Origin of the sequence: Cellulomonas biazotea, from assembly GCF_004306155.1 — a bacterium.
GTDB classification, from domain to species: Bacteria; Actinomycetota; Actinomycetes; order Actinomycetales; family Cellulomonadaceae; genus Cellulomonas; species Cellulomonas biazotea.
The window spans coordinates 1-5399 of the sequence record NZ_BIMR01000399.1; the positions used below are offsets into that span (position 1 = coordinate 1).

Annotated in this window: 5 protein-coding genes; 2 read left to right on the plus strand and 3 right to left on the minus strand. The window is 73.5% G+C overall.

The features are described 5' to 3' along the window. Positions 1–34: 34 nt before the first annotated feature. From CBZ_RS19210 to serS, 3 genes are all read right to left on the minus strand, one after another. Entirely contained in the window at positions 35–1435 is a 1401-nt protein-coding gene (locus CBZ_RS19210) for an ABC transporter substrate-binding protein (RefSeq protein ID WP_130783056.1), read from the minus strand. Between the two features lie 227 nt (positions 1436–1662). Continuing rightward, entirely contained in the window at positions 1663–2457 is a 795-nt protein-coding gene (locus CBZ_RS19215; RefSeq protein WP_130783057.1) for an HAD family hydrolase, read from the minus strand. Then, positions 2454–3737 carry a serine--tRNA ligase gene (gene serS / locus CBZ_RS19220; RefSeq protein ID WP_130783058.1) on the minus strand — a complete coding sequence of 428 codons (1284 nt, stop codon included), beginning with the start codon at positions 3735–3737 and terminating at the stop codon, positions 2454–2456. The genes CBZ_RS19215 and serS overlap by 4 nt, the downstream gene beginning before the upstream one ends. A 99-nt stretch (positions 3738–3836) precedes the next feature. Between serS and CBZ_RS19225 the strand changes: the two genes are divergently transcribed. Both CBZ_RS19225 and CBZ_RS19230 read left to right on the plus strand, forming a co-directional pair. Further along, positions 3837–4997 carry a diacylglycerol/lipid kinase family protein gene (locus CBZ_RS19225; RefSeq protein WP_130783059.1) on the plus strand — a complete coding sequence of 387 codons (1161 nt, stop codon included), beginning with the start codon at positions 3837–3839 and terminating at the stop codon, positions 4995–4997. A 205-nt stretch (positions 4998–5202) separates the two neighbouring features. After that, positions 5203–5399, plus strand: a 197-nt coding sequence (locus CBZ_RS19230) for a hypothetical protein (RefSeq protein ID WP_218022824.1), incomplete at its 3' end; no start/stop codon positions are given.

Below are 5399 nucleotides of genomic sequence, written 5' to 3' on the forward strand. Positions count from 1 at the left end.
GCCCCCCCCACGTCCCGTCAGTCGGGCCGCCGCGTCACGAGGTGGGCCAGGCCGCCTCGATGTTGTCGAGCGTCTCCTCGTCGGACTGGTTCTCCGCGATCCACGACACCATCTGCTTCCAGAAGGCGTCCGCACCGACCGCGCCCGGCATGAGGTCCGAGCCGTCGAACCGGAACGTGTACGCGTCGTCCGTCATGAGCTCGAACGCGAGCTTGTCGACGGGCTGCACGATGAGCTCGGGGTCGAGCCCGTTGTTCGCGCTGAACCAGCCACCGGCCGGGGTGGCCTCGGCCTTGGCGTTCGCCCACTCCGGCGACGCGAGGTAGGCGCGGAACGCCTCGACCTCGGGACGGTCGGAGAAGCCGGTCACGAACTCGCCACCGCCGAGGATCGGCTTGGTGTCGTCCATGCTCGGCAGGTAGAAGGCGTAGACGCCCTGGTCGGTCGGCTCCTCCTGGACCGTCACGCCCTCGTCCCAGTTGGCCGCGTAGAAGTTGGCCGCCCGGTGCATGAGGCACGTGCCGTCGAGGATGCCGTAGCCCGCCTCGGTCCACGGTGCCGTCGCGATGGACGTCACGTCGCCCAGGCCGCCGTTGACGTAGTCGGGGTTCTTGAGGATCTCGCCCGTGGCCTGCAGCGCCGCGAGGATCTGCGGGTCGTTGAACGGGATCTCGTGCTTGTACCACTGGTCGTAGACGTCGGCCCCGGCGGTGCGCAGCACCATGTCCTCGAGCCAGTCGGTGGCCGGCCAGCCGGTCGCATCGCCGGACTCGATGCCGGCGCACCACGGCTTGACGCTGCCGTCGGGGTAGTCCTCGACGACCTGGTCGGACAGGGCGATGAGGTCGTCCCACGTCTCGGGGACCTCGTAGCCGTAGTCCTCGAAGAACTGCGGCGAGTACCAGACGAACGACTTCGCGTTCGCGCCGAGCGGCGACGCGTAGAGCGTGCCGTCGACCGTGCCGTACCCGGCCCAGTCCTCCGAGAAGTACTCGGCGACGTTGTCGACGACACCCTGCGGGGCGGGCACGGCCACGTCGGGGTAGTCCGCGACGATGGACGCCAGGAACCCGGGCTGCGGCACGTACGCGATGTCCGGCGGGTTGCCGGCCTCGAGGCGGACGGGCAGCTGCGCCTCGAACTCGCGCGAGCCCTCGTACTCGATCGTCGCGCCCGTGCAGTCCTCGAAGGGCTTGTACGAGTCGCGCTGCTGCTGTGCCTCCGGGTCCACGATCGAGGTGTAGACGCTGATCGTCTTCCCCGACAGGTCCCCGTACTCCTCGAAGGCGGAGCAGTCGGCGGTCGCGTCGCCGTCGCCCGCGTCACCGCCGCCCCCGTCGTCGCCACCGCCCGAACAGGCGGTCAGGGCGAGCACCAGGCCCGCTCCCGCTGCTGCCGCCGTCGCGTACCCGCGACGCTTGCGCAAGCCGTTCATGAGACCTCCACGTCGTCATGCTCCGGTGCGGCGCGACTCCACTCCCCGTCGCGCCCTCCCCAGCGATGCAAGCCGTTGCGCAACGTGTACGCAACCCACGGAGGCGGACAAGTCGGTCACGATTGCGTCACGACCTGGTGGTCATGACCTCAGTCATCGTCCAGGTGAGAGGCTCGCGGACCCCCGACCGACCCGTGGAAAACGCGCCGGGGGCGACCCGGCGGGCCTCAGACGAGGACGCTGCGCAGCACCGCGACGGCGCCGTCGTCCTCGATGGTCCCGGTGACCTCGTCGGCGGCGGCCCGCACGGCGTCGCTCGCGTGACCCATCGCGACGCCCCGCGCGGCCCAGCGCAGCATCTGCACGTCGTTCCCGCCGTCGCCGACCGCGACCGTCGCGAACGGCTCGACGCCCTCGTGCTGCCGGATCTCCTCGAGCGCGCTCGCCTTCGACACCCCGCCGGGCGTGAGGTCCAGCCACGCGGACCACCCGACGGCGTACTCGACCTCGTGCAGGCCGACGCGCTCGACGAGCTCGTGGAACTCCTCGGGGCTCGCCTTCGGGGCCCGGATGACGACGCGCGTCGCGGGCGTCGACGCGAGCTCCTCGAACGGCACGACCTCGACCCGCCCGGTGAGCTCGCCCGCCGGGAAGTCGGCCGACACCTTGAACCCGACGCCGAGGTCCTCGACGGCGATGAGCGCGTCGGGCAGCTCCAGCGCGATGGTCCGCAGCGCCGGACCGGGGTCGAACGTCACGGACTTCGTGATCTCGAACCCCTCGGGGCTGCCGTCCAGGCGGACCGTCACGGCACCGTTCGAGCAGACGACCCAGCCCTCGGTGAGGCCGAGCTCGCGGGCCACGGGCACCGCGGAGTGCGCGCCACGACCCGTCGCGAGCACCACGTGCACGCCGGCGTCCCGCACGGCCGCGACGGCCTCCCGCACGTCGGGGGACAGCACCCCGTCGTACGACATGAGCGTGCCGTCGACGTCGAGGGCGACCAGCGTGCAGCGGCTCATCGGACCGGCTCCAGCACCTCGAGGCCGCCCAGGTAGGGCCGCAGCCCCTCCGGGACGCGCACCGACCCGTCCTCGAGCTGGTGGTTCTCCAGGATCGCAACCAGCCACCGGGTGGTCGCCAGCGTGCCGTTGAGCGTCGCGACCGGGCGCACGACGCCGTCGGCGGTCCGCTCGCGCACGCCCAGGCGGCGGGCCTGGAACGTCGTGCAGTTCGACGTCGACGTCAGCTCGAGCCACCGCTGCTGGCTGGGGAGCCACGCCTCGCAGTCGAACTTGCGGGCGGCGCTGCTGCCCAGGTCGCCCGCGGCCGTGTCGATCACCCGGTACGGGAGCTCGACGAGGTCGAGCATCTGCTTCTCCCAGCCGAGGATGCGGCGGTGCTCGTCGGCGGCGTCCTCGACGGTCGTGTAGCTGAACGCCTCGACCTTGTGGAACTGGTGCACGCGGATGATGCCGCGCGTGTCCTTCCCGTACGACCCGGCCTCGCGCCGGTAGCAGGCGCTCCATCCCGCGTACCGCTTCGGGCCCGCCGACAGGTCGAGGATCTCGCCGCTGTGGTAGCCCGCGAGCGCGACCTCGGAGGTCCCCACGAGGTACAGGTCGTCGGCCGGCAGGTGGTAGATCTCGTCGGCGTGCGCGCCGAGGAACCCGGTGCCCGCCATGACCTCGGGCTTGACGAGGGTCGGCGTGATGACGGGCGTGAACCCCGCCGCGAGCGCCCGGTCGACCGCCGCGTTGAGCAGCGCGAGCTCGAGGCGCGCACCGATGCCCGTGAGGTAGTAGAAGCGGGCGCCCGACACCTTCGCGCCGCGCTCGGTGTCGATCGCCGCGAGGCCCTCGCCGAGCTCCAGGTGGTCGCGGACCGTGAAGCCGTCGCCGTACTCCGCCGCGAAGTCGCGGGGCGTGCCCACGTGCTCCAGCACCACGTAGTCGTCCTCGCCGCCGCCGGGCACGCCGTCCTCGACGACGTTGCCGATCCGGCGGGCCAGGTCCGCGGCGTGCTTCTCGGCCTCGTCCGCGTCGGCCTGGAACGCCTTCACCTGCTCCGCGAGCGCCTTGCCGTGCGTGAGCAGCGCGTGCTTCTCCTCGCCCTGCGCGGCGGCGACCTTCTTGCCGTGCGCCTTCTGCTCGGCGCGCAGCGTCTCGAACTGCGTGAGGGCGGAGCGGCGGCGGGCGTCGGCGTCGAGCACCTGGTCGACCAGGGACGGGTCGTCCCCACGGAGCACCTGGCTGTTCCGGACGAGGTCGGGGTCCTCCCGCAGGAGCCGCAGATCGATCACCCGCCGATGCTACCCAGCGCCCCGACACCGCCGCCCGGACCCGGCCGTGACCAGGCGAGTCCCTCGGCCCGCGCGGCGCACGCACCGTAGATTGCCCGCATGACGTGGGAGGCGTGGGTCGCGGTCGTGGCCGGCGCGCTCGCGCTCCTCGCGATCCTCCTGGGGCTCGTCGTCCTCGTGCGGCAGCGGGACCTGCGCCGCCGCATCGAGTCCCCGCGCGCGGGGCGGGCCGCGCGGGCGCTGCGGCTCGCGCGCGAGGTCCAGTCGAGCGGGCAGCTCGTCGCGTTCGTCGCCAACCCGTCCAAGCCCGACGTCGCGCACCTGCGGGCCGCGGTCGTGCGGGCGTGCGCCGAGCAGTACCTGCCGGCGCCGCTGTGGTTCGAGACGACCGTCGAGGACCCCGGCGTCGGGCAGACCCGCGCGGCCGTCGACCAGGGCGCCGACGTCGTCATCGCGATGGGCGGCGACGGGACCGTCCGGGCCGTCGCCGAGGGGCTCGTCGGCACCGGCGTGCCCATGGGCCTGCTCCCCCTCGGCACGGGCAACCTGCTCGCCCGCAACCTCGACATCCCGCTCTCCGACCCGCTCGCGGCCCTGCAGATCGCCGTCGAGGGGCGCGACCGCACGATCGACGTCGGGTGGCTGCGCGTCCTGCGGTTCGAGTCGGACGTGCACGACGACGTCGCCGAGGCCGCCGACGACCTGCCCGCGGGGACCGACCTGCCGCGCGACCACATCTTCCTGGTCATCGCCGGGGTCGGCTTCGACGCCGCGATGGTCGCCGACACCGACGAGCAGCTCAAGGCCCGGGTCGGCTGGATCGCGTACTTCGTCGCCGGCATGAAGCACCTGCACGGCCGCCGCACCCGCGTGCACGTGCGCCTCGACGACCAGGCGACCACCTCGACGCGGCTGCGCAGCCTGCTCATCGGCAACTGCGGGCGGCTGCCCGGCGGGATCACGCTGCTGCCCGACGCCGAGCTGGACGACGGCTGGCTCGACGTCGCCGCGATCGACACGCGCGCCGGGATCGCCGGGTGGGCGCAGCTGTTCGGCGAGGTCGTCCTGCAGGGCGTCGGGATGCGCAACGACCTGCGCGCCAAGATCGGCCGGATCGACCACACGCGCGCGCAGGAGGTGCGGCTCGTCGTGCCCGGCGGCGACCAGGTGCAGGTCGACGGGGACGTCGTCGGGCGCGTCACCGAGCTGCACGCCCGGGTCGACCCCGGCGCGCTCGTCGTCCGGGTCCCGATCGCCTGACGGCCTTCCCACCACCGCGGCGACGGCGGCTCACACCCCTCGCCGACGGTGGTCGACCCCTTTCCGCGGTCCACGACGCGGGCACCCGCACCCCCGATCGGGTGGAGCCGGGTCGCCAAGCCGCCCGATTCGCCGCCGATGTCCGGTCCTGCCGCTACCGTGACGCCGTCGGCGCACCGGTCGCGTCGACGGACGAGGAGTCGCGGTGCCCACCCCGAGCCGCTCGGAGCCCCCCGCCACCGACCCGCACGGCGCCCTGCACGCCCTGCGGCCGCCTGTCGCCCCCCGCCGCCGGTCGACCGCCGCCGTCGTCGTCCCGACGCTCGGCGCCGTCGCCGCGGTCGTGGTCGCGCTGGTCGTGGGACTGCCCGGCGCGCCGTGGGCGGACGCGCCGGGCCGCGC